Raw genomic sequence first — 24,437 nt, forward strand, 5'->3', positions numbered from 1 at the left:
CTACTTGATAAATTTATTATCGGTCTGGGAATTTGCCCTGAAACCACTAAAAATTCAGACAATTATCAAAATCTAATCAATTATACTAAAATCGCCGCTTAATTCGTAGCGGACTATTGATTAAAAGTACAAACCTAAAAAAATCCAACGTCCTCCACAACTTTTGGTTTTGTTCCAGAAGCAGTACGTTTTTAAAACAATTACAGTACGTTTTGGAAAGAGCTAAAAATTAAAAAGCCCCAAAACGAGCTGTTTTGAGGCTTTTAACGTTACCACGCGCGATTTTGTGACCCGTAGGGGAATCGAACCCCTGTTTCAACCGTGAAAGGGTCGTGTCCTAACCGCTAGACGAACGGGCCGACTGGTTCCATTGTTCGCTGCATTAGTAAAACGTGGTGCAAAGGTACGTTTATTTTTGATTGTGTCAACCCCTTAGCTATTATTTTTTAAAAACTATTTTATAATCGTTGATAGTCAGTACTTTTGGTGAAATATTTTTTTAAATGTTATCAAAAGTGAAACAAATCTTAAAAGATTCTCATTTTCGTGTAAGTGGAAGCTTGTGGATTGAAGGCGAAGAAAAACGCTTTTTAGGACCAGGACGAGTCGAATTATTGGAACGTATTAATGATACAGGCTCAATAAATCAGGCAGCAAAACAAATGGGGATGTCATATAAGAAGGCCTGGGAAATGGTTAATTCACTTAATTCTCAAGTAAACACAACGCTTGTAATGACTCAAACAGGTGGAGAAAAAGGAGGAGGTGCTATCATAACGGAAGAAGCTAAACAATTAATTATGTATTATCATCTTCTCAGAAAAAGATTTGAGACTTTTTTAGAAACTGAAAGTAGGCAATTAGGAGAATAATCAGGTTTTGAGTTGACAGTCATATAAAAAAAAACTACTTTTGCACCCACATAAAAGGCAATAAGCCTTACATGTTTCGGGATATGGCGCAGTCCGGTAGCGTACTTGTCTGGGGGGCAAGGGGCCGTGGGTTCAAATCCCGCTATCCCGACAACAAAGAGTCTAAATACTCACAAAAGCCGTTAAATCGCATGATTTAGCGGCTTTTTGTTTGGAATAAGCTCAAAGAAAATCAAGGTTTTTCAAAAAATATTACACCTATTCGGTTACCTATTTGTATTATTGAAAAAAGGTAACCGAATCGCCTGTAATAAACAGATTATCAGTCATTTATATTGATTCAATTTGTTGGATTTTGGTCATTTCACAAGGGCAACTTTAAACTGTTCGGTTACCAAAATCATTCAAATTTCGTCAAATGACAACAACTACTACATTTAGTGTTCTCTTCTGGGCAAATCAAGCAAAAAGCCGAAATGGTCTCGCTCCCATCTACGCTCGCATCACCGTTGATGGTAAGCGTTCCGAAATTTCGCTAAAACGCTCCATTTCGTATGAGGCATGGGACAATGTCAAAGGAAGAGCCAGAGGCACGAAAGCGGAGGCCAAAGCCCTCAATGCTTATCTTGATCAGGTAAAAAGCCGTTTACTTGAGTGTCAGGAAACTTTACTGAGAGAAAAACGCCTCGTCACTGCCGAAGCCATCAAAAATGGCTATCTGGGAACTGGAGAGCGTGAACATACCCTGCTCAGTCTTATCAAGTACCACAATGAAGAACTATCTACTACCATCAAACCTGGTACCCTCAAAAATTACTTCGCCACCCATAAATACGTTGAACGATTCCTGAAAGAGAAACTAAAAACCTCTGACATATTTCTATCCGAACTCAATCATAAATTTGTAGTGGACTTTGAACTATTCATCAAAAATACGGCAGCACCCTTGGACCCTTTGCGCCGTTGCGGTAACAACACCGTCATGAAACACATTGAACGACTGCGAAAAATGATCAACGTCGCCATCAGAAATGAATGGATTACAAAGGATCCTTTTCAGAGATACCGCCTTTCATTCAATAAAACCAATCGCCATTTCTTAACCGCCGAAGAATTGACCTTGATTGTAGAAAAAGCATACCCCATTCAAAGGCTGCAGCAGGTCAAAGATTTATTTGTATTCAGTTGCTACACAGGTCTGGCTTACACTGATTTGATACATCTAACGTCCGAAAACCTCGTCAGGGGTATTGATGGACAATTGTGGATTGAATCCAGCCGTCAGAAAACTGACCAAGCCATCAAAGTGCCGCTGTTGAACCAAGCGCTTGAGATCTTGAATCGCTATCAAGATCATCCCAAAGCCGTGGTTTATGGACGTTTATTTCCGCCTATCTCAAACCAACGAATGAACTCTTATCTTAAAGAAATCGCCGATACGTGCGGAATTTCCAAAAATCTGACGTTTCACATTGCACGTCATACGTTCGCCACAACGGTTACGCTGACTAACGGTGTACCAATTGAATCAGTATCGGCGATGCTTGGCCACAGTACCATTCGTACCACGCAGATTTACGCTAAAGTAGTCGAATCAAAACTAAGTGGTGATATGAAGGCTTTGCAGAAAAAACTGACTCCTTTCCAGACAAATAACGCAGATACAGGGAGTTAATCCGACTCAATAATCGGAGGTTCACATCCAACCCTCCTCCCAATCCAAATACTCACCCCCTCTGATAATATCAGAGGGGACTTTAATAATTGATTTTTATCTTTGTCCAACCAAGTCACCCTTTTAATCCATGAACGAAATCAATTATCTGTCTTTCATACAAGAAGTTAAAGAACATATTGTCAGAAGCCGCTACATCGCGGCTCGACTCGTCAATCGTGAACAACTTTTGCTCTACTTTTTAGTCGGCAAGCGGCTTTCTGAAAAGGTGGCTGCGGAGAAATGGGGAGCTAAGGTCATTGAGCAGATAGCCGCTGATTTGCAAAAAGAACTGCCCGGACTGCGGGGCTTTTCTTTTACAAACCTCAAAAATATGAGGCAGTTTGCCGACGAGTATTCTTCTAACGCACTTTTGGAGTTGATAACTGTAAAAGTGCAAGGCGTAGAAAATGAGAGTATTATAAATAGCCAGTTGACAACTGGCCAATTTGAAGGGCTAACTCCTGACCTGTTTTTTGGGATAGGCTTTACTCAACATATCCTATTGCTAAATAAATGCAAAATTTGGCAAGAGAGGCTTTTTTACATGACCCGAACGGTTGAGAACCACTGGACAGGGGAAATGCTGGAATGGCAAATCAAAACCCAATTATATCAAAAACAAGGTAAAACCATTCAAAACAACTTTGGCAAAACCCTGTCGCCAGCTTTACAACAAAGCTCTACGTTGGCTTTCAAAGACGAATATCTACTTGACTATATCAACATCGAAACGGACGACGAACGTGTGGTTGAAAAAGGTATCGTCAACAACATAAAGGAATTCATCATGCGAATGGGGAAAGGCTTCTCATTCATTGGTAATCAGCATCGCTTGGTTGTTGATGAAGACGAATTCTATATTGACCTTTTATTTTATAATCGAATCTTGAAATGCCTTGTAGCCTTTGAACTCAAAAAAGGGAAGTTCAGGCCCCAAGATGCAGGGCAGTTAAATTTTTATCTCAACGTCCTCAACGACATCGAGCGACTACCCGAGGAGAATCCCGCCATTGGTATCGTACTTTGTTCAGCCAAGAATGATAAGACGGTAGAATACGCCTTTCAGCAAATCTCCAATCCAATGGGAGTCGCCGTCTATCAACTTTCGGAACGACTTCCCGAGCATCTCAAAAACGTACTTCCCGACGCTGAAAGCCTTAAGAAACTCTTGGATTGAAAGTAGTTCTACAGCCTCAGATATAGTCTTTCGTTGTTGTTAACCTATTGAAAGCCTCTGATTTGTCAGAGGCTTTTTTGTCCAATCCTTGATTTGTCGTAACTTTACCCTCAGAACCAATGCCGTTTTGAATGAAGATAAAAAAGTAACGTACACTTAAAAATATTGATAGCGTTTAGCTGAAGTTCCTGCATCTGAAATCTGGTAAATTTTAATGTAACAGGAGGTAAAGTGTAAACGCCCATGCCATGCGTGGGCGTTGCTTTACTTTGTTACATGGGCTTACCAGAGCCTCAGATGCAAAGTGTAAGTGGCGTTTCACGCTTTTTTTTACTCAACAATATGATATCAAACTCCATCACTATCCGACTCGAACTCACTCCTCAAGATGCCTTGTTGCTGGCATTTGTCATTGGTCAAGGACTTACTACGGCTGTATCGCAAAAAATCATCAGTTCCAAAGGAGTAGAAATGATTGAAACGGCGGCCCAATCCATTGTTAACCAAATTCAAAGTAAGACTGATTTTGACCAACTGCGTACCCAAAATGACCTCTTGGGGGGCTTAGATTCCAATTGAAAAGAGTTTGGGCAATTTGGGCAATCACTTATATAGTGCATTGCCCAAATTGCCCAAAAACAGAATCACTCAGCAAACGCCATTCCCAAACTGAAAGTCCGACCCTTTTTATGGTGTTCAATAATTCCATGTTCTACCATGAATCCAATGTAGTTTTTCGCCATCCGCTCTTTTACACCCATCATTTCAGCCAGTGAATTCATCAGTTCTGTATAAGTCACCGTTTCGTTTGTCTTAAAAACTTCCTCAGCCAGTGAAGCTAAGTCTTCAATCTTACGCTGCAACTTATTATCCTTGGATTTTTCACCAAGATAAACGTGATACCCTTTCTCTTTATCCCACGCAAATTGAATCAATGGCACATCCAACGGGCTTCCACTCCTAACCTTCAAGGCTCGCACACAACTCACATCAGTATTTTCCTCTTTCTCAATACACAATATACCCGCTGATTTCCGCTGTAACTCCGACCCTAAATGCCCCCGTAGCTTTACCCCATTTGGTACCAAGTGCAATACACATAAAATGCACGTGTGGTAAATTCCCGCCATGCGATGCAATTCTTCAATAAGACTGATGCTCTCCCGTTCGTCGTTCAGGCTGCCAATCAAATCACCAATCCCATCAATCACTATCAAATGCACCCCACCAAATTGATGATGAAATTGATCTACCGACTGCAAAATCACCTGTAAGCGTTCTCTACGACTGAGATTGGTCAGGCAGTAGGCTTTAAACCATTCAGGTGGACTGTTCAATTCACAGCGTTGCAGCACAATGGTCAAATTGCGGTACAATTGGTCTTCCGACTGTTCCGTATCAAAATAAAGCACCGCCTTACCGGCCCTGTTGGGTAATACCCGTGTTCCCAAACTATCTACTTCTTGAGCAGGTTTGGCCAATGCTCCCGCCAACATTCCGCCTAAGAAGTTTGATTTCCCTGACCCCTCGCTCCCCGTGATGCCCAGCAAGTTTCCAGGACTCCCAATGGTCACCCCCGCAATCGTGACCAGCGGGTTGGGTGTAATCGGTGGATTGTCAAAGTCAATTTCGCACGAACGGAGCATGGCAAAAGTTTGGGCGTACAGGCTCTCCAACAATTGATTGAATAGCCGCTTCAATTCCTCAGATGTCTTGCCCAAACGAAAAAAATCCGATATATCCTTTTCCTGCTTTGTACCTGCTAACGGTAGCAACAGTGCCTTCACCTCCAACTCTTTCAAATGATTTTGGTGGTATGTCATGGCTTCTAACCCAGCCTTGTCCACGTCGTAGAGCAGCACAATGTGCCGAAAGCGGTAAGATAGCTTTTTAATCACTTCGGCTGGTATCGCTGCCGACTCGGAGTTAAAACAAATAGCGGAGAAACCTCGCGCCGACAAACTCAAAACATCCTTTTCACCCCCCGTAACAAACAACATATCTCCTCGCGGTGGCAAATAATCCAAGCCAAAAATGTAAGTACCGGGCTTATGTCCCAAAAACTGAAATCGTGGCTCTGAAAACGGACGATAGACCTTCACGTAGCTTTGATGGACATAGCCAAACAGCGGTTCTTGTTCATTGCTTCGGATGATATAGGGTTTGCCCTGTTTGTTGATGGCCGTGTAGTAAAGAATACTGACCACATTGTACCGCCGTAAAACCTCCGGTCTGATACCATAGGACTGCCAAAACCGCTGCTCTGTTTCTGAGTAACTTTTAGGCTTTACCTCATACTCCGTTGCGGACAGTTCTTCCTTTTGAAACTGCGCCACTAAGGCCACTTTGGGAAGAACTTCCACCCTCTGTCCTGAATTGAGTCCCATTTCAGACGCAATAACGCGCAACACCTCCCCAAAATCCGTTCGTACGTCTAATTGATGCAACAGGGCTACCAGCGTAAAGCAGTCTCCGTTAAAACGGACATCACCAAAATCTTTGATTTTGTACTGTTTCGAGCCCTTATCAAAATAAACATTACAGGAAGCTTTTTTGTCATCATAAAATGGATTCAAAAAATTCTTTCCTACTTTCCAGTCACCCGTCATGAAATGTCTAAACACAGCAAGCCCCCCTCGGGTCTTACCCAATATTTCCTCCTTTGTCATAAAATTTAGTTGAATAACCTCTTCCGAAAAGTAGAGGGATAGTAAAAAAACATAATTCCATTGCAAAGAGTAACCCCAACGCAACTCTGTTGCTTAATTTTCCAGCTATCTGTTACAACACATTAGGAATTTGGGATAAGTTGCGGCAGCAACCCCAAAGGCCGAAGTGTTGTAACAGATAGCGAGGCCCAGCGGCCGGGAGCGACACAAAATCACCCCTTTTTATTTCCTTCCATCATCCCCTCAATATCCTCCATCTCATAAAAAATCTTGCCCCCAATCTTGGTAAACGGCAACTGCCCCGTTACCCGTAAATGTTGAAGTGTACCCGGAGATATGCCCAGGAGTTCTCTGACTCCGGACGATTGAAGATACTTTTTGTTACTGCCCGGCTGATCTTTCAAAGCCTCCTTAATTTCGGCCACTAACTCTTTTTTAAAATGCTGCAAATCTTCTTTGGTAATGATTTCTACTGCCATACATATTGGTTTGATGTGAGAAAATTTGAGGATAAATGAGCCCCTTTACCCTCGTTTAAACTCCCTTGAAAGGAGTGGCAAAGTTCTCAATCAATTTCCAACTAATTTCCCAAGATGAACAACTGGGGAAAAACATTTTATTTGATATACTTTGGGTAGAATTATCTAACAGAAGCAAAAGCAAAGAAGAAAATAGGAGTCGAAAAGCCAAAACTCCCAAGTTCACATATTGGGAGTTTTGGCTTTTTAGGTATTTTGTTGCTCTTCTCTAATCCGTTCAACCAACTGCGAACGCAGTAGATTTAGAAATTTCGTAGAAGTCTTGCGGCTTTTGATGTCGGCAAAGGTTCGGTAAAAGTCTTCCAATTCAATGTGGAATACCTGCTCAAAAACAAGGGCTATTTCGCTCAACTCCACATTGCCGTTGTTCAAAGACTGTGCCGAGTGCAGCGCATAAATCAACTCTACCAAATCCACTTTGGAGTCCGTCCAATTTAATTGGCTCACTGATGAAGACCTTACCGGATGGCCTTTTACTTTTAACTCGTCTTGAATATAGGCAACTATGGACTTGTTGGCTAATAGCTTTGCTAACACATGGTCGTAGGAGGTACTGAAACTACGTTCAAAACAATAATAGTCCGGGTCGACGAGGTACCTATTCATTTCGCTATTGCCTCGCATAAACAATTTCTCATCTAAGAAAGTATCGCCCGACTTTATATAGCGGTAAAAGCTATGATGACGTTTGCGATATTCCCGAATTCGCTTGAGCGTCTTGTGGTATTGATTTCTCACACTTTCCGTTGTGTCTTCTGCCTTGCGGGCAGATGAATTATAGAGCCAAACGTGGTAGAGCAATTTCGCCAAAAACTTAGGCTTCACTTTTTTGAAAAAATTAATTTCCTCCTCCGCAGACTCAAAACCCGTCTTCAGTACCTGTTGCCTCAATCGTTCAAGGTATTTATCACAAATGTTGACCGCTTGGTTAGCATATTTTATCTGATTTCCCTCCTGAATCTGGGCTAATTCTTTTTCTAATGATTGATAAAGTTCCTCCATTATTTTTTAATTATAGTTATTGAAATCCCCCAAAGGAAGGTCAGAGGGGATTTAAGTATGAAACAAAACTTTATGATTATTTACTACAGCTCTTTCGATGTTGATAATTCTACAAATCCCTCAACCGCATGGTTTGCGGCTCTTTAAGTCAGCGTTAAATAGGTCAAAGAAGGATTAACGCAGGGACCCTCCTCCGTCGGTGACGAACACGTTTTTGCAGCCCTGCACCTATTTGTATTTGTTCCATGCCGATGTTTTAGTATCTTTATCTATATGGGCGGTTCCCATTTCGTGATTCTACTTCCCAAACTCCAGCCATTGAAGATTCAGTGTTTTCCAAATATTGGCACCTCCCAATGCTTCACGGTACACCACATATACATCATGTGGTCCTTCCTGTGTACGAAGGGGAGCCGTAGTTTGTTCCGTATCTTTTCCGTTGACGGGCACTTCTGCAATGACCAATCCTGTCGGGCTGCCCGTTCTAAATTCCAGCGTACCTACCAGTTTCGGCGTATAAATACTGGTTTTTACGGTTTTCAATCCCGTTAAATCCAGGTTCTTAAAGCAGATCCACGCACCGTTTTCGTTATAACTCATGGTGGAAGTGAACGGGGTGTTTTTCTTGGCTACCTTATAGAAAACATCCGCTTCGGCAGCCATAAATTTTGCTGGACGCAATCGAACAATGTCCTGCCCTAACAGCCCCCCGGCATCGGTGTAGCGGGCAATCAGGAAATAGCTTCCCTGCGGCTGACTCAGTTTTACACTTCCTTTTGATGAGATCTGCGGACTCGGTTTAGTAAGGGAAAGAATATACCGAACCATCTCGGTAGCATCTTCCCTCAGGAGTTGAGGGTGCGCCGACATCACGTGGTCTTTGGTCCATACCCCTACTCCGCCATTGATGATTTTTTCGGCAAGTTTCGGAATGTCGGCCTCGGAATAACGTTTGGCTACCTCCCGATAACTCGGCCCGACGGATTTATTGTTGAGGGCGTGGCAGGCTTTGCAGTCACTTTGTTCCATCAGCGTTTTGCCCTTCAGCGTCACTTCTCCGGTCGCCATCATTCCTGCCGCGTCTTCGCCCTCGGGCAGGTAGTGAAACAGCACCTTGGTGCGTTTAGGATCCGTGGTTTTGTCTTCGCGGTCCGTCACTTTTACCTGATAATCCACTTCGCTTGCCCCGAAATAAAACGAACGGTTTCCCTGCCAATCCACCCTAACTGTTGGCGGTTCATTACCGACGCGTAATGTCAGGCTGTTTTCCGTCGCTTTTCCCTTGGGGTCGGTGACCCGTACGCGGCTTCGGTAAATACCGGGCTTGGTAAAGGTAAAGGTTGGCTCAGGCCCCCGGCCCTGCAAGGTGTTGGTCGTAAAAAACCACTCGTACTTCAGGGAGTCGGTTTTGTCGTAATCAAACGAGCCTTTGGCCGAAAACCGGACTTTCAGCGGTGCCGCTCCCACGGTTTTATTCGCCGTAATTTTGGCTACCGGCGCACGGTTACCTTCGTTGTATTCGATGCGAACCAGCCTGGCATCGGTATTTTTGGCCCGCCAGTAAGTGCCGTATTCCAGCATGTACAGCTCGCCCTTTTTTGAAAAGGCCATATCGACAGGATGGTTAAATTCCGTCTCCGGCAGAAAACGCTCCAATTTTTCCAAATCACCGTTTTCTTTCATTTTTACCGTAAAGACCCACCCGCGCATCCAGTCATATACAAACAGTTTTCTGTCAAAATACCGGGGAAACTTTCCCGCAAAATCATCATAATCATCGTAATAATAGACCGGTCCGCCCATGGCGTTGCGCCCGCCGGTACCCAGCTCCGGAAATTCGGGAGAATCGGCATACGGATACCAAATGAAGGCGTTTTGGGCGGGAGGAAGTTCTTTCAGCCCCGTATTGTTACGGGAAAAATTGATGGGTTTCCGCGCATCAAACAGTTCTCCCGATTTCTTTGCGTCAAAATCATAGCGGTAATACGGCTTGTTGTTGCCGACAAACATCGGCCAACCGAAATTTCCTGCCTGACGAGCCTGATTGATCTCGTCATGTCCTCTCGGGCCGCGCGTCAGGCTGTCATTGCCGGCATCGGGCCCTACTTCTCCCCAGTACAGAAAGCCGGTGCGACGATCTACCGATATCCGGTAGGGATTGCGACAGCCCATTACGTAGATCTCCGGACGGGTACCGGGCGTACCTTTGGGAAACAGGTTTCCATCCGGAATGGTATAGGTGCCGTCGGATGCGGCAACCTCCGTTGTGGGATGAATACGCAGAATTTTGCCGCGCAGATCATTGGTATTTCCGGATGATTTGAGGGCATCAAAGCGTAAGCGACCGGGACGGTCATCCGAAGGAGAATAACCGTCAGATTCAAACGGACTGGTGTTATCGCCGGTGGAAAGATACAGATTCCCTTTCGCGTCAAAGGCAAGCGAGCCCGCTGAATGATTGACTCCTTCGTGCAGCAGCGGTACGCGCAGAATTTCTTTTTTGTTGATCAATCCGGTGGCTGTGACCTCAAAACGACAAAGCACGTTGGCATACCCCTCTTTTTGAGGTACCGGGTCGCCGTAATACATATAGAGCCAATGATTGGTGCTGAAGTTCGGATCGAGGGCCAGACCCAGCAGGCCGTCTTCGGCGGTGGCACGGACATTCAGCTTGGCAATGAGCTTTTTCTTATTGGTTTTCGGGTCAAAACTATTGAGGTTACCGATCCGTTCGATATAATAAACAACCCCGTCGTCGGCAATCGCCAGTTCCATGGGTTCATTCAGGTCATCGTCCAGCACAATCTTGGTAAAACGGCTGTCGTCGGGTTTGGTGGGAACATCTGTCGCGACCGTGAATCCAGTAAAACACAAGGTCAGTAACAGAAATTTCAACGCAGTCATTTTCATTTCGTTCATAAAAATAATAACGGAAAAATGATTAATAAAGCAATCAAAAATAAAGGATAATCTGAAGTGAAAGTTACTCCTGTTTGATGCTGATCTCCTTACTTTTTGCGCTTTCAAGATTTTGATGATTTACGGCCGTAACCGTGATTTTATCCGATTGACTCAGTGAAGTAAATACATACTCAAAAAGCGGAATCGCAGGCTCTGGAGCATCGTGAAAGTTGGATTTTTGCCCCGGGACAGTTCCGGCCAATGCACCATTCCTATAAATATTAAACTGCTTTATACCGCTCTCCAAGTCAATGTCTGCCGCCCATTTCAACATGACGCCGTTCGGTGTTCCCGTACTAAGGGACAGGTTTTGCGGAGCGGGCGGCGCTGATGTATCCGTCACCCATCCCGTACGCCCAAATTCCTGCCAGTTTTGAGCCACTGACTCCGTAGGCAGCCACACCCATTTATTACGGTCGGTCTCCACTTCGTTAAAAGGTCTGATTTCGTAGGTGGTTGGATGTCCTAACCAACCTTTCAATGAATCCAACGGCATCGGTATATTTCCTGAATCAGGCAACCGCAAAGAAAGAATGGTATCAAACCACCGTACGTAAAAGCTTCGACCGTCACGGTTTCCGTGGTCAGCTTTAGGGTCAATGGCCACGCCCCATAATGCCCCCAATCGGCGGTAAGTGGCAAAGGATTTAACGGTCAATGCCCGAGCGTATTCCTGATTGTCAACAATGTCTTTTTCACCCGCCATCCACATCACAGGGACTTGTTTTACCGCTGGGTTCCACTCCATGGAGGAATACCCGCCTGACCGTGGGAGGGCGCATAAAATACGCTCGTGATATTCAAACAGCATACTCGTACACCAAAAGCCGCCCCCCGAATGCCCCCACAACGCCAAGGGTACTTTGGTAAGTTCAGGGTGATTGGTTTGTTTTGCCAACGTATCCAATCCCCTCAAAAACGCTTTCCCCGAACCGCCTGCCAAGTTAAACCATTGGGCACAGAGTTCGTAGTTGGTCAGTTCTGTTCCTATTAGCGCCATTTGGTGCTTTTGCGCCAATGCCTCCCATTGCAAATCATTAGCGTGGTTTAACCCGTGTTTGGATGCACCGATCCCGCAGCCGTGCTGTTTGACAATGATGCCGCGAATGGTTGCGGTGTTGCGGGGCAGCCATAGCCGATATACGGCCGATTTGAATTGTTCCCCGCTCTCGGGTTGGATGTTGACTTCGAAGTATTGCCCCAATGCTCTCTGCGCACTGACCAGAAGTATAAAGAAAAATTGATAAAATGATTTCATAGTGAAAGTTAAAGAAATGCCGTACAATTTCTTGTGGAAATTGTACGGCAAATAACCTTGGTTTCCCTTGGGTTTACTCCGCACATGTTGGCAAATTTTTCCACTATCTTGGCTTAACGCCCGTTTTGATTCTGATATTTCTGAACCATATCGGTTTACCCGCATGTTTTCCCTGAAAACCAATATGGCCTCGGGTCGGCAATTCCGACAGTGGAAACGACAGCCACGAAGCAATCGGTGTACCGTCCGGATTGGTTTTGGCAGAAGTGAACCTGTTCATTGACAGTTCATTGACCAACGTTTCGTTGAGGAATACCTGCACTTTTTGCCCCCTGCATATAATCTGGTAATGATTCCATTCTCCCGCCGGCCTGACTGCCTGTTTAATTGCCGGTTGATGCCCGAAGATCGCTCCGCACTGCCAGCTTTTGGGTTTATTGGCCCAAACCGAATCATAATCATCGGCAATCTGAACCTCGACCGAATGCGATATCCAGCGTGAGGTATCGGCATAGACAAAAACCCCGCTGTTGGTACCCGCCGCATTTTTGAATTCAAGGTCCAGCTCAAAATTTTCATAGACTTCCTGAGTCCAGATCGGTTGGTCTTCAGTGGCCGTCAGTTCGCCGTTCTCTACACGCCATATACCCTTGGGAAAAACGGCGTTGGAAAGTGAATTTGTAAAAAGGGGTTTCCATTCCGACTCCCGTTCCTGTTTAATATATCCGAGCGCGGAAAGAAAGGCCGCTGTCTTTTCCATCGCTTCTTCATAAAGCGGTTTCTGAAACATCATGTACCCGTGAATGCCGCCCTCGTTTACATATAACTCGCAGCGGTTGCCGGCTTTGTCCATTACCTTTTTAAAGGCGGCCGCTCCTTCGAACGGAGTCACGGTATCGCCGGTTCCGTGAAAAACGACGACGGGAGGCATCCCACTCCTGACACGGTGGAGCGGCGACAGCGTTTGCCATCCCGAACCGATCGTCTTATTGCCGTATCCTTCGGGGGAAGTATCAATCACCGGGTAATACAGCACCAAGGCATTGGGAACACAGGAAACCTTCAAATCATCCTCGGGTTCGTTTATTTCGTCAAAAAGAGCCGTTCCAATCGCTAAATGTGCACCGGCCGATCCACCGCTGACAATGATTTTGTCGGGGTCTATCCCCAGTTCATCGGAATGGCGGCGTAGATAGCGAATGACGGAACGGGCATCCTTCACACAGTCATACACCGTAGTGGGGTCTCCTTTTTTCAGCAGCCGGTATTCAGCACTGATACCTACCATTCCTTTTTCTGCCATGTGACTGACAATGGGGTAAAAACGACGCGGCTCTCCACCGGCCCAGGCTCCGCCGTGAAAGGCCACAAACACTGGCTTTTTTTCAGGGATCGCCACACCTTTCGGTTCAAAAATGTGCAGCGCCAGACTTCTGTCCGGCAGCGTTTTATAAACAACTTTTCGGTCAGGCTCCAGGGTAACCGCCAATGATGCGGCATAATCTTCCTTTTGGGTAGTTTGGGCAATAACAAAGGTTCCCGTGAAAACCGTCAGAAAAGCACCTAAAAACAGCAGCTGCCGCCCGAATGCGCCGAATTCAGCTTTTTTTCTCATTATTCGTTTCGATATTTGGGTTTACCACCGTCCTGACTAATCATCACTTTTACCCCGCTGTTTTTACCGAAGGAAATAGTGGTATCGGCGGCATCCATATTGATTATTCCTGTGTGTCCCTTAAAGATATTTCCTTCCACCAGTACGTCTGCTCCATTTTTTTCAAACTGAATGGCGGCGGCCGCTCCTTGCCCCGTTTCAAAAATATTGTCTTTGAGGATCACCGGCCCATATTTTCCTCCTTCCTGCCAGGTGGTAAAATAGATTTCGGCGTAGGTCTCCCACGTACCCGTTTTGAAGGTTTTTCGTCCTTTCCACGGGTCAGGCTCGCATTTGGTGGTATTGTTGATAAACACGTTCCCCTGCATAATGAGGTTTTTGGGCTGATTGATCCAGCTTCCGCGCCCGCCGTTTCGGAAGGTATTGCCAATCACCGTTACATCTTCGTTGGAGCGTTCGATACTGATGACGCGTGAACCGTTGGTGCCGTCCACGGTATTGCCGATGATGGTGGAGTTTTTTGAATATTCCGCCAGAAAAAAAGCCCCCATGCGGGCTCCTTGAATCTGATTGTTGGAAAACACGTTGTTGTGGCAACTGAAAATGTGCATGGCATCGCCAAGTGCACTGATTTTGCAGCCCGTTATCCGGGTGTTCTTACAGGCCACCAGGTCAATGCAGCCCTTGCCAGGGCCGGCTCCTTTGGGGGCATACAGCCACAAAAACGTCTCGAACAGGTTAGTCATCAGTTTGGTCTTCGGGCCGGCAGCTCCTTTGAACTGAATGGGTTTTCCGTCGAAGGAATCGCTGATTTTAAGGTAATCGGCAGCCGCTTCAACCACAAAGTACTGTTTGCCGCGCACAATGTTATGGGGCAGAATATCATCGTAAAAACAAACCGCCTGCGTAGGAGCATTGGATATACTTTTGAAAATGGGCGCCCTGATGTTGTTGAGATACACTTTGTCGTCGGAATCCGCCATCCGTATTCCTTCCCGAATCAGGTCATTTCGAAAGTACTTTTTAGCCATGGCCAGATCGGCAGCGGTATATTCGTCCGAAAAAACGATGATCTGCCAGAGAAGACCGTAGTCCCACATAAATTTACCCGTATTGAGTAATGTACAGTTCTCTACCGTCACGTTGGTGGCAAACCGCTGCGTTTCGGGAGACATGTGTACTTTTTTGAAGCCCTCGACATTGACCGCCGCGCCGGCGACTTTCTCGGAACTTATATCCCGGAAAAGCAGATTGTCGGTTGTGCCCGTTTCGGAGGTATGAATCACAAACAGGCGGGTATTAACGTTGGGCTCCCACGTATTGGGCGGATTGCGGTGGTCAAAGCAGTAACCTTTAAAATGGCCGCCGAACCAAGTAAAATTTTTCACATTCTCCCCTTTAAAAAGGACAATTCGTGCGCTGTCGCCCAGGGTTTCGGGTAAAAGAAAAGTGGCTCCGTAGGCAAATACCGTCGTATTGGAAGGAATGACAATGGATTGTTTTCCCTGCAGTAGATACTTACCTGGAGGGATGGTCACCCTGCCGCCGCCGGCGTTGGTGACATCCCTGAAAAGTCGCTGAAAAGCGCCCGTATCATCCGTGCGTCCCGTAGCCTCCGGCTTATAGGAGGATAAATGAAACGAGGTTTTGTGAACAGCCTGCGCGCGGACCTGCCCGTGCAGGCACATAAAAAGAATGGATGCGAGATAAAAAAAACGATTGTTCATTGATATTAAGTCAATTGGAGATTTCCTTCCGGTTTGACATTCTGCCGGCCATTTTAATAATTTTAAGTGCCGCCTCGGGGCGATTATTTCCCTGATAAACGGTATGGTTGGTTAGGGGACACAAAACGCCTTTATTGATATATTTGGCACTGTTACTGAAATTACCCTCCACTTTTATATTGTGGTGATTGACTGACCACAGGTGCAGCCATTTCCCCTTTTCGTATCCTTCCACATTTTCCGCCACATTGCCCGATATTTCATAATAACAGCTGCCTTCGTCGGGGTATAAAGCCCCATGAGCATAACCTGTATCTTTAATAAAATTATACCTGATTTTACCAGTTAAGGAATCAGGGTCGGTTCTTGATTTGCCGATTCCGATCGTATAAATACCCCCGCCGTCGCTGCATTTTTGGCAAATATTCTGAATATAATTGTACTCAATGACGTTTCTGCGATTACTCGTCGTCCAGGCGGTTTTTCCTTTCCACGACCCCCAACCGGACGAAATTCCGCTGTAAGGCACATCAACGATTTCGTTATGGGCAATCAACATATTATCCGTAAAAAAAGCGGTAATGCCCGGTGAGTTATAATATTCCTGCCCGATTTTATGAATATAATTATCGGTAATGGAAACATCTTTACACACTTCTTCCCCGTCGCTGATATAATCCTGGTCCCAGCGACCGATGACAATGGCCGTAGCCGACAGATCTTCAAACACATTGTTGTGTATTTTTATGGAATTACATCCCTGCATCAGGTCAATACCGACCGCTCCGAGGTGTTGGAAAGTACAGTTTTGGAATGAAATATTTTCGGCCGCATCCAATTCCACACAGGCATCCGGTTTAAAGCCTTCCGCTTCGCCGTTGCTGTCTACGACAAAATCATAGGCAGGGTCAAAAAACGATTCCTTTCGGTGGATGGCTTTGTGTGCTCTCCCGATCTGACCGTGCCCGTTGATATACCGGTCGGCCTGTCCTGAGCAGGCCCCTAACCTGCTGCTGCTCGGACGCAGCCAGGAGGTGTGCTGAAAAGTGATTCCGCTGAAAGTTAAATTTTTAATTTTCTGAGTGAGGGAACTGCCTTTTATACTTAAGATTGTCTCAACCTTCGACGGGATCACTGCCTCAACGGTGCGTAAATCCTCCCCCGGCCGGGGCATGTAGTAAAGCACATGCGCGCTGCGGTCATAATACCACTCCCCGGGTTTGTCGAGCAGTTCCAATGCATTTTCAACGTAAAACGGGCTTTCGGGCAGCGGACGGGACATCGAAGCACCCGTAAGCGGAAAACCGTAATTATCTAACTTAATGATGGTTGAGTCCGGGCCGCCGGCAATGAGTTCATTGACCAATATTCGGTGACTGCGCCAGGTACAGTTAGACTCTTTACCGATCCAGACCAGTTCAATGTCCCGCTGATTTTTCCACTCTGGTTTCAGCGCTGCTGCCGTTATTTTGATACCGTCCGGATGAAACTGCTTTTCCAACTGCCAATCGTCATTGGTAAAGAAAACGTAAGGCTTAGGCCAACCCGAACCGGTATATTTTAGGGAAGAACGGGCCCGGTCGGCCCGTAAGCCGTTGACATACAACTGCCGAAAGTTATCTACGGAAATGTTTTCAGCTTTCCATATTCCCCTTTCTGCCAACTTCCAACCTTTGACCGACAGGCCGGCTTCAAAAATCGGTTTTTCATTCCTGTATGCCTGATAGATGACCTGACGGCCGTTTTTCCCGCCATCGACTTCCGTAAATTGAACTGTTTCATCAAAAAAGTATTTACCGCCGCGTAAATAAACGGTGATGTCTTTCTGCATGGAGTTGGTTTTGGCCCTGACGGCATCCCTTGCCCGTTCTACAGTACGAAAAGGAGCGCCGAGGGTTCCCGCATTTTGATCGTTTCCTTTCTGCGGGTCTACGAAATACTGGGCCTTACACATGAAGTGTATAAAGCAGAAAAAAAGGATTGCTGCTTTTCGGAGACTTGTTCCTTGCGGTTTCATAAAAGGTCTATTAAATTTTATGGGATGTTAACATGCGGTATTCATTTAGTTGTCAGAGGGTCAGATTTATTGCCTTACCTGCTTCAATTTTAACTTTCCTCCACCCCAAAAAAGCATTCTGTCTCAGTGGTTTTGCCCTCTGCTCATTGGTTTCAATCAATACTTTTACGACGGCATCGTATTGGGTAGGATTGGTTATTTCCAACTGTCCTTTCGGGTTGAGTTTGGCTTCCACGTGATCGATCACAAATACTTCTTTTTTTTCTTTGTTGACGTACACTCCCGGCAATTCAACCGCAGAGAGTAACATGGAGGTTTCGGCCCAGCAGGAGCCGGCACTCATGGCTCCGATGCCTTTTTCCCAATCGGTCAGGTTGCAGCGTTCATAGATCCATCCGTCTTTATACCCGGGAAGCTGATGCTCCGGCCACGACATAAACTGAGGAATGGTATGGGCAATATCCCGCAGCAGATTCAGGTAAAAGGCATCTCCCGAGGCACGGTACAATTTGAGCAGAGCCACCCCCGAATGGGTACAGATGCCGGCAGGAGCGGTTTTGTTTTGGGTATTGGCAAATACCGTTCCCGTTGATTTCGTACCCGCCTTCGCGTTGTCCGATTCGGCCGGAAATTTGTAATCATAGGCGACAACCCAGGTGGCAAACTGGTCTGCCGTTTCCCGGGCGGCGGTGAGCCATTTGGGATCGAGCGTGGATTCGTACAGCTCCATAAAGCTCTCCAGCAAACCGTAGCAGGATTCGCTGTCGAAACACTGAAGCGCATCCGCCGGGCCGCCGTTGGTAATGCCTTTTTGAACAAAATGGGTGTAGTAGTACTCTCCGATGACCTTGGCCGTTTCGAGGTAGTCGGCATTGCCCGAAAATTGATAAGCGGCACAAAGCGTTGCCGGAAAAATACCCGAACAGGTTGTTCCGCCAATCACCAATTCGCCCGTTTGCTGATTGACATACTGCCCAAGCTGTTTGTACTTAGCATACGTAGCCAATTGAGCATTTAATGCTTTTTGGGTGGTTGTAATCCATTCATTCTTTATAGGAATGTTTTGTTTTTTACAATAATCATAATACCTGAAACCGTAGTAAATCCCCTCCGCATTTTTGCGGGTAAGCACAAGGTCAGTACCGAAAGGCAAATCATCGCCCTGAGAACCGAACCCACGGTTGTTCCAAAAAACATCGTAAAAATACCCCGAAGGAGAAAGTGCATTGGCACTCATCCAATCAAAACTTTTTCGAACCCGCTGCTGGGTAAGCGTATTCCCTTCGACAAACATGGCAAAGCTCGGCAGAAAGCCCCCGCACCAGCCCGCCATCCAGTTGAGATTCGTGTTATTGCCATAGTATCCCTTCTCATTCCAAATGTCAATGTTTTTATGATTTTCAATAATTTCATACACCTTTGAGAACGGAATAAGGTCAGCCGCTGGCGGTGCGGGATAATGCTTTTTTCGTATATCCCTCAGTTCGGTGTACAGTGACTGAACACTTGAACTCTCGAAAAAATCAATCAGAAAGGCAATGGTTACTTCACTTCCCGCTTTAAAATGAGCCGGAACATCAGACGAGGGCTTTTCGTCCATCCGGGTCATACTGTGTTTGTACAGTTGCCGCACCACTGGACTTGTAAGGGTAACGACGGCTTTCGTTCGGCCTTTGTTTTCTTCAATATCGACGCCATAATCACCCAGAGAATTTCCCTGCGTAAAACAAACCCAAACCCCTTTTTGAGCGGCAGGAGCATGAAAGCCGACGGAAGGCAACGCCATGCTGCCGCTGCGTTCCTGAATGCGGGAGTAACCGTCTCGGAAATTCAGGCGTGGATGATCGGAAAGGAGAAGCGGTTTGTTGAGGCCAATCTGCGATTTATGCACAAAAAACGGGGTATAGCTCCGTTGTACGGCTTCGTAACGGTTTCCGTTATACGCAGCCGAGGGCATAAGTACATAATTGTCCCTGTTCCATTGTTCTATGTCAAGATCCACGGAAACGGAGGCATTCGGCACTTCGCCCGAAATACATTTAAACGTAACCTCCACCTGAAACTGTCCGTTTTTTTCCAGGGTTTTTACCCGTGAGTTGATCTGCCAATGAGCTCCCTGAAAGTCAAGCACCTGTTTGTCGGCTTTCAATTCAATACGCCCGCTCTCAACCAACAGGTTATAGCGGTCGGGATCGTATTGATTTAAACGCGCATACATACGCGCATGATTCATCTCCAATTGCCGGCCAAAGTCCTGAGCGTAACCCGCTTTTGCAATAGCTATAAAAACCAAAAAAAGGAATCGTACCATTAAAAATCGGTTTTAAAAAAGTTAAAGAATCAGTGCACGGCCATTGCCTTTTTCAGTTGTTTGACACTTCAGTTCGAACTTATCCACCGATTCATTTAAATCGGCGAGATAAGGGCCTTTGGCGGGTAGGGGTGTAATGACCGGTTTATTGACCGGACTGGGGTACTGCGTTAGCCAGTGGACCATCAGGCCGTACCCCACCTTCATACACGCTGCCTTTGGTGCCCCGCAAACCGGCATTATACAATGCCTTTTCTTTGCGTTTTCCTCCCTGAAGGCCATTGTCGGACATAAAAATGACCAGCGTGTTTTTGTCCAGCCCAAGTTTGTTGGTAAGTCACTTGAAGGCTTAAGTTTTCCTTCAACAACTTTTCCATCCATATCAACCACGACCATATCTGAAGTTTTCATCATATCATAGGAAACACCACTGGGTTTTATCACAACCAGGCCTTCTTCCCGATCTATGCCGCTTACATTTCCAAAGGTAAATATGACCAGCCCCTAATCAAACAATTTGAGATTTGCATTAAATACTTTATCTTTCAATTCTTCCAACATAAACTTTTTTATTTTAGTGTTACACCTGCGTATTTTCTTCGGTAGTAGTAATATTCATTTTTCGTAAAAACTTAGCCATAATAACCTTTTGAAAATCAATAAGTTACAAAAATATTTTTCAAAAATTGGCAAACCAAAAAAAATACAAATACTTGATTATCAGTATTTTAATTTTTTTAGAGGTTTTGAAAAATGACGTAACTGCCTGATTATCAAGCCCAAGTTGTGCTAAGTAATTACCATTTTTCAATGGTTAATATTTTATGCAAATATTATTGGCTAATACAAATCCGGTCGAAGTAATTGCTATCCTGCATTTTGTCTTTCCAAAATTCAGCCCGCGCTAGAATACCTGATTTATAAACCTCTTCGACCTGGCTGATATAATGTTTAAAAGCCAAATCGATAATCGCTTGCGGATCGTAGGCATAGAGGCGGCTTTCCAGTTGGTTCTGATAGATAAAATCTTCTATCCGGCCTAACTCTTCCCTTGTTGCAATGCCACCGTATGGTTTGTCTTCCTGAAAATAAAACCTGGCTTTGGCTTTGTCTCCCAATTCTTTGGCAACTTCCAACCCGGCTTCCCGGGTGATGAAATGGTCAATGTGTTCCTTGATGGCCATTGGAAAAATCAGGGCTGTATCTTCATGGCTGGCCCATTGGATTACCCGTTGTTTCATACGTTCAAAAATTAACTCATCGGCTGGAGAAAAGTCTTCGTACATGCCGTGGGGAAATTCCATTTCACTGTCGGCCATTGCTTTTCCACGGGTAAAGCATTCATCTTCACCGATGATCTGGTACACGTAGTTAAATGCACCCAGCAGCTCATTGTTGCACTGCTGGTCTTCAATAATTCGATTACCTGTTGCCAATTTAATTCGCTCCAGGCTTGTATCAAAATTGGCGGAACCAGAGCCCGCCTGGTAGTTGCTCCTTGAAAACAACAGGTTGACATGGAAATGCTTTGTATCAAGCAGACCTGCCTTTTTTAGCTCAAGGATATAGCCTCCAAGCATAAACAGGACATCGTCAAAATGGGGCGAAAATACCACTATATGTTTTTCAGGAATAATCTCTTGTATCGGATATATCTTCATAACTTATAATTTTAGGTTAACGTTTTTTAGGAATTATACGGACGGTAAATCTCTGTATAGGCATCAATCATGTATTGAGATTGTACCTGAAACAATTCTTCATGTCGATTGTCGTTCATTAAAAAATTGTGTGTTGCATGTAGCTCTTCTAAGGTATCAAAATCACATTCCCAGATCAGCGTATTGGAAGGGTGCATGCCTGTTAGCGGCAGGTATCGCCTGCCTTTCGGAAACTCTGGATACTGCTCCTCAAACTTGGCAAACTGCTTCTCGATATCGAGAAATTCTGAAGATTTGCCCAGTTCAAATTTTTGTACAAAGCGTAATTTATAGCTCATGGAATTTTCATTTTTTAATTAAAAAGATTCTCAAATGACTCAGACATCAATAAACCTGACTGCTGGATATAATTGCATAGGGCGGAAGCGCTTGCTCCTTCATGTATCGTATCTGCCGAGGTGACCGAGTAAGAAGCCAGCAGTGTCCCCAGTTCAACAGCTGTTTGCAGGGGAAATTCATTCAGTTCAGCAGTGCTAATTCCTTTGGATAACGGTAAACCACAACAAAGGCCTGCAATGGTTCCCGAAAGAAATGCGTCGCCTGCCCCTGCTGTGGAAACAACAGTTGTTTTCAGCGAGGGTGTAAACTCAACGACCCCTTTGTAATAACAATAACTGCCCCGTGAACCATCGGTTATCAATACACGCATTTCAGGATTTGCCTTTTGTAACCGGGAGGTGCATGACTGAACAATATCCCCGGTCTCTGGTTGGTCGCCTTCTATCTTAGCTATGCGTTGGGCTTCATCAATATTAACGGCCAAAAGATCGGTAAGCTCAAATCCTTTCATTTGCTCAAACTCTTCAATTTCAGATGAAAGTACCGAAGCCACATTCAACATTCCGTGATTTTTACCTTGTTCCAGCATGCGGATTCGGGCTATTAAAGGAACTTCCGGAGCGGCCAACACAATACCTTCTTTTCCATTCATTGTATAATTGTCAAAAAAGGCATCAATATCCCGGGGGTGCACCAGGTTACTGGCACTGTTGGCGCTTGTAATGTTACCCCCCGAATGGTCGGGATATTGATAGCATACGCTAAAAAGAGTGGCGGCATTGTTACTGACTTTGACATGACCGATATCCATGCCTGCCTTTTCCATCATAGACCGCAAACGATGGCCAACATCGTCGTTCCCAATTTTACCAATAGGAAAAGACTGGAAAGAACCTGTTTTACCAGCCCCCAGCAGTACTGCTATGTAGTGCATAATGATGTGCTGCTTGCAGTAATCCCTGAAAGGTTCCAGTCTTCCCATCCGGCTTTCATTTCTCCCAAGGGTGTGGTCACCTTCGAGCGAAAAGAAAATGCCAGAACCAATGCCCCCGGTACCAACAATATGATTATAGAATAGTTTACCTATAGGTTTTAAGGTTATCATGCATTGATACCTTTAAATTCCCAGTCCAGATTTTCCGAAATGGGGTGTGATGCTGTTTCAATAGTTGCAGTTATGAGCGCATCCGGATGTTCCTGTAGCAGGGTCATAGGATATTCAGAGGTAATTTCAGAGAAAAGCCCAACCCGTAATGCCGTCTGTTTCCATGTTCCGGTGTCACTGTAAAGGCGTACCTTTTTGGCTGACAAGCATTCTTTGATTCCAAGGGTAATGGACATGGGCGGAACAAACTGGTAAGCAGCTCCAAATGACCTTTGTCCAAGAGTGATGATTGTATCCAGATTATTCTCCTGAACCCGTAACTCAGAATTTCGCAAGTCTTCAATAGAGATTTTGCTGAATGGGTGCCGCCGTGTCTGATTGTAGGCAATATGCCCATCCTGTCCCCAGCCACCAAGGGTTATGTCAATAGGCGCTTCTGCTATTTTGCCCTTGATAAGTTCAATGGATTTGGGCTCTGGAAAAAATTGCTGTTCCTGCGGGACTGAGAGTTCAGGACGAATATCCCCGTAAAAATGTTTTTCCATAAAGGTTCTAAAATTATAGGGATCATTCTTGGCCAACAGATTTCCTTGCCAGTCGAGACATTCGTCCATGTGAAAAACAGTGAGGTTTTTTAATGATACTTTTTCACAGTTTACCATTCTTGCAAAAGGAGCGTACCAGCATTTGGGTCCGCAGGGAACTATGGCTCTGATAGGTCGATTGTCATTATTTGCCTGTTTGATTTCTTCAATAAAATCACGCGCCATTACTTCGCCCATTTCTACAGAATCCTTTACCATTCGAAAAGGTGTTTTAAGCTGGGGGTGATTCTCAAGTTGGTTGACCGGAATGCTGCACCAGTGGTATAAATCTTTTAAATTCAGTCCACTCATATGTGTTAGTTTTTAATAAATCAGTTTAATTGTCTAATTTTTTTTTCTCTCTTTGGGAATTATTCCTCCAAATAATAAATACCATTTCTGTCCCAATACAATTTTAGATTTGATAGTGCTTTGGAAAATCGTACAAAGTCCTTATTTTCATCCTTTGTCCAGCCTACTTCGGCATAAGCTGCAATACGAGGGAAAGTATTTTGGTAAACATCAACAATTCGTTGTGTACATTCTCCACACATCTGGGATACAGAAATAAGGCTTAGTGCCGGCTTTCGGAACTTTGAAATAGTTGTATATAACGAATGATTCATCAGTTTTACCTTGTACCGTAATATTACCAATGAACTTGAACCCCTGTTTTCTTATCGACTCATTATAATAGCAAAACGATTTTAAATCTGCATAAAAAGCACCATTCTTAAAATGTATCGGATATGTAAATATCTGACCTTGTCCATTTTTAACACAGATAGAATCTCTAAAGAACATCAGTTCACCATCACTATTGAAAAAATATCCTTGGGTCTTGTCATCCATTGTAATTTCAAAACTCTGACACAATCCGGTT

General features: G+C 44.9%; 18 protein-coding genes and 2 tRNA genes. 5 read left to right on the forward strand and 15 right to left on the reverse strand.

Annotated features, from left to right (window positions below):
* Nucleotides 1–287 precede the first annotated feature (287 nt).
* A tRNA-Glu gene (locus Q0081_RS07750) sits at nt 288–359 on the reverse strand.
* A 156-nt stretch (nt 360–515) separates the two neighbouring features.
* Here Q0081_RS07750 and Q0081_RS07755 point away from each other — a divergent pair.
* The 5 genes from Q0081_RS07755 to Q0081_RS07775 all read left to right on the forward strand — a co-directional run bounded on the left by Q0081_RS07755 (nt 516) and on the right by Q0081_RS07775 (nt 4,345).
* Nucleotides 516–872, forward strand: coding sequence for a LysR family transcriptional regulator (locus Q0081_RS07755; protein ID WP_310586482.1), 357 nt, complete (start codon nt 516–518; stop codon nt 870–872).
* A gap of 77 nt (nt 873–949) precedes the next feature.
* Nucleotides 950–1,023: transfer RNA gene (locus tag Q0081_RS07760), tRNA-Pro, on the forward strand.
* 267 nt (nt 1,024–1,290) lie between these two features.
* Nucleotides 1,291–2,547, forward strand: a complete 1,257-nt coding sequence (locus Q0081_RS07765; RefSeq protein ID WP_298351044.1) for a site-specific integrase — start codon at nt 1,291–1,293, stop codon at nt 2,545–2,547.
* Between the two features lie 130 nt (nt 2,548–2,677).
* Entirely contained in the window at nt 2,678–3,766 is a 1,089-nt protein-coding gene (locus Q0081_RS07770) for a YhcG family protein (RefSeq protein ID WP_298351046.1), read from the forward strand.
* A gap of 342 nt (nt 3,767–4,108) precedes the next feature.
* Nucleotides 4,109–4,345, forward strand: coding sequence for a hypothetical protein (locus Q0081_RS07775; RefSeq protein ID WP_298351049.1), 237 nt, complete (start codon nt 4,109–4,111; stop codon nt 4,343–4,345).
* 65 nt (nt 4,346–4,410) lie between these two features.
* Here the strand turns inward: Q0081_RS07775 and Q0081_RS07780 are convergent, their stop codons facing one another.
* The 14 genes from Q0081_RS07780 to Q0081_RS07850 all read right to left on the reverse strand — a co-directional run bounded on the left by Q0081_RS07780 (nt 4,411) and on the right by Q0081_RS07850 (nt 23,773).
* Nucleotides 4,411–6,435, reverse strand: a complete 2,025-nt coding sequence (locus tag Q0081_RS07780) for a bifunctional DNA primase/helicase (RefSeq protein ID WP_298351051.1) — start codon at nt 6,433–6,435, stop codon at nt 4,411–4,413.
* A 212-nt stretch (nt 6,436–6,647) separates the two neighbouring features.
* Nucleotides 6,648–6,914, reverse strand: coding sequence for a helix-turn-helix domain-containing protein (locus Q0081_RS07785; RefSeq protein WP_298351054.1), 267 nt, complete (start codon nt 6,912–6,914; stop codon nt 6,648–6,650).
* A gap of 246 nt (nt 6,915–7,160) precedes the next feature.
* Nucleotides 7,161–7,976, reverse strand: a complete 816-nt coding sequence (locus Q0081_RS07790; protein ID WP_298351056.1) for an RteC domain-containing protein — start codon at nt 7,974–7,976, stop codon at nt 7,161–7,163.
* Between the two features lie 297 nt (nt 7,977–8,273).
* Complete coding sequence (locus Q0081_RS07795) at nt 8,274–10,895, reverse strand: PQQ-dependent sugar dehydrogenase (protein ID WP_298351058.1); 2,622 nt, start codon at nt 10,893–10,895, stop codon at nt 8,274–8,276.
* Nucleotides 10,896–10,959: 64 nt separating this feature from the next.
* Nucleotides 10,960–12,195: a fibronectin type III domain-containing protein gene (locus Q0081_RS07800; protein WP_298351061.1), complete on the reverse strand. Its 1,236-nt coding sequence runs from the start codon at nt 12,193–12,195 to the stop codon at nt 10,960–10,962.
* 103 nt (nt 12,196–12,298) lie between these two features.
* Nucleotides 12,299–13,810: a family 16 glycoside hydrolase gene (locus Q0081_RS07805; RefSeq protein WP_298351064.1), complete on the reverse strand. Its 1,512-nt coding sequence runs from the start codon at nt 13,808–13,810 to the stop codon at nt 12,299–12,301.
* A complete protein-coding gene (locus Q0081_RS07810; RefSeq protein WP_298351066.1) occupies nt 13,810–15,537 on the reverse strand; it encodes a right-handed parallel beta-helix repeat-containing protein in 1,728 nt (575 codons plus the stop codon). The genes Q0081_RS07805 and Q0081_RS07810 overlap by 1 nt, the downstream gene beginning before the upstream one ends.
* Nucleotides 15,538–15,547: 10 nt before the next feature.
* Nucleotides 15,548–17,491 carry a right-handed parallel beta-helix repeat-containing protein gene (locus tag Q0081_RS07815; RefSeq protein ID WP_298351069.1) on the reverse strand — a complete coding sequence of 648 codons (1,944 nt, stop codon included), beginning with the start codon at nt 17,489–17,491 and terminating at the stop codon, nt 15,548–15,550.
* A gap of 115 nt (nt 17,492–17,606) precedes the next feature.
* Complete coding sequence (locus Q0081_RS07820) at nt 17,607–19,865, reverse strand: hypothetical protein (protein ID WP_298351072.1); 2,259 nt, start codon at nt 19,863–19,865, stop codon at nt 17,607–17,609.
* A 21-nt stretch (nt 19,866–19,886) separates the two neighbouring features.
* On the reverse strand, nt 19,887–20,309 hold the full coding sequence (locus Q0081_RS31830) for a class II aldolase/adducin family protein (RefSeq protein ID WP_409034052.1): 423 nt from the start codon (nt 20,307–20,309) through the stop codon (nt 19,887–19,889).
* Between the two features lie 389 nt (nt 20,310–20,698).
* Nucleotides 20,699–21,526, reverse strand: a complete 828-nt coding sequence (locus Q0081_RS07835) for a hypothetical protein (RefSeq protein ID WP_298351074.1) — start codon at nt 21,524–21,526, stop codon at nt 20,699–20,701.
* Between the two features lie 26 nt (nt 21,527–21,552).
* A complete protein-coding gene (locus Q0081_RS07840; protein ID WP_298351077.1) occupies nt 21,553–21,864 on the reverse strand; it encodes a hypothetical protein in 312 nt (103 codons plus the stop codon).
* Between the two features lie 14 nt (nt 21,865–21,878).
* A complete protein-coding gene (locus Q0081_RS07845) occupies nt 21,879–22,970 on the reverse strand; it encodes a carbohydrate kinase family protein (RefSeq protein ID WP_298351080.1) in 1,092 nt (363 codons plus the stop codon).
* Nucleotides 22,967–23,773, reverse strand: coding sequence for a hypothetical protein (locus Q0081_RS07850; RefSeq protein ID WP_298351082.1), 807 nt, complete (start codon nt 23,771–23,773; stop codon nt 22,967–22,969). The genes Q0081_RS07845 and Q0081_RS07850 overlap by 4 nt, the downstream gene beginning before the upstream one ends.
* Nucleotides 23,774–24,437 lie beyond the last annotated feature (664 nt).

The sequence above is a fragment of the Runella sp. genome, from assembly GCF_027484545.1.
GTDB lineage: Bacteria > Bacteroidota > Bacteroidia > Cytophagales > Spirosomataceae > Runella.